This is a genomic window from Mesorhizobium sp. M7A.F.Ca.US.006.04.2.1, assembly GCF_004022915.1.
Taxonomy (GTDB): domain Bacteria; phylum Pseudomonadota; class Alphaproteobacteria; order Rhizobiales; family Rhizobiaceae; genus Mesorhizobium; species Mesorhizobium ciceri.
Map to the genome: position 1 here is coordinate 1 of NZ_RZQA01001235.1, position 1330 is coordinate 1330.

Sequence of the window (1330 nt, forward strand, 5' to 3'; positions counted from 1 at the left end):
CTCGACAGCGATCCGACCAAGCTCATCGAGATCGTCGAGATCGGCAAGGCGCTCTTGATGACGCGGGGTTCGCTGACGACCTTCTCGATCGCCAACGACGTCGCCAAATATTTCGCCATCATCCCGGCGATGTTCGCCGTCTTCTACGTCGCACCGGGACAGACGACCGGTCCGCTGCAGGCACTCAACGTCATGCATCTGGCGACGCCGCAGAGTGCCATCCTGTCGGCCATCATCTTCAACGCGCTGATCATCATCGCGCTGATCCCGCTGTCGCTGAAGGGCGTCAAATATCGGGCCATCGGCGCCGGCGCGCTGCTCAGCCGCAATCTTCTCGTCTACGGCCTCGGCGGCCTCATCGTGCCTTTCGTCGGCATCAAGGCGATCGACATGATCGTCACCACGCTTGGCCTCGCTTAACTCTTTGTTTTAACGCAATTCCCTAGGGAAAACCGCTTCACACTTTTCCTGGAATTGCTTTGAGGAACATCTCCATGCTCACCCAGATAAGACCCGCGATCATCATGATCGTCTTCTTCACGGTCCTGACCGGCCTGATCTATCCCCTGGGCATGACCGGCATCGCCCAGGCGCTGTTTCCGCGGCAGGCCAATGGCAGCCTGGTCGAGAGGGACGGCAAGATCATCGGCTCCGAATCGATCGGCCAGGGGTTTGCCAGCGACAAGTATTTCCACGGCCGCCCTTCGGCTGCCGGCGACGGCTACAATGCAGCCTCCTCGAGCGGCAGCAATCTCGGCCCGACCAGTCCCAAGCTGATCGACCGCATCAAGGGCGACGCCGAGAAGTTGAAAGCGGAAAACCCGAACCAGCCTGTTCCGATGGATCTGGTGACGACGTCCGGCAGTGGCCTCGATCCCGACATCAGCCCGGAAGCCGCCTACTTCCAGGTCGCTCGGGTGGCCAAGGCCAGGGGCATCGAGGAAGCCAGGGTCAAGGCGCTTGTCGATGCCCAAGTCGAGGGCAGGGAACTCGGCTTCATGGGCGAGCCTGTGGTCAATGTGCTTGGCCTCAACCTTGCGCTGGACGTAGCGAAAGAGTGAATGGCGGCGGCCGGGGATCGACAGTACCCCCGGCGCCATCCATGATCGATCCCGATGCCTGACGACAGAAGCAGCGACACCAGACCCTCGCCCGACGCACTGCTTGACCATGCCGAGCGGGAGGGTCGCGGCCGCCTGAGAATTTTCCTCGGCGCGGCACCGGGCGTCGGCAAAACCTATGAGATGCTGATGTCGGGCCGCGCCAGGCTGGCCGACGGCGTGGATGTGGTGATCGGCGTCGTCGAGACGCATGGCCGCAAGGAAACAAC

1 protein-coding gene and 2 pseudogenes are annotated in these 1330 nt (G+C 62.0%); all 3 read left to right on the forward strand.

What is annotated here, in order from left to right; genetic code table 11:
* Positions 1-420 (forward strand): annotated as a pseudogene (locus EN925_RS36145) (potassium-transporting ATPase subunit B); the annotation flags it as partial.
* A gap of 74 nt (positions 421-494) precedes the next feature.
* Complete coding sequence (kdpC, locus tag EN925_RS36150; RefSeq protein WP_063168981.1) at positions 495-1061, forward strand: potassium-transporting ATPase subunit KdpC; 567 nt, start codon at positions 495-497, stop codon at positions 1059-1061.
* Between the two features lie 54 nt (positions 1062-1115).
* Positions 1116-1330, forward strand: a pseudogene (locus EN925_RS36155) (sensor histidine kinase KdpD); the annotation flags it as partial.

Coding starts and splice junctions, on each gene's coding strand:
- kdpC (WP_063168981.1), top strand. CDS start 495: ATGCTCACCCAGATAAGACCCGCGATCATCATGATCGTCTTCTTCACG.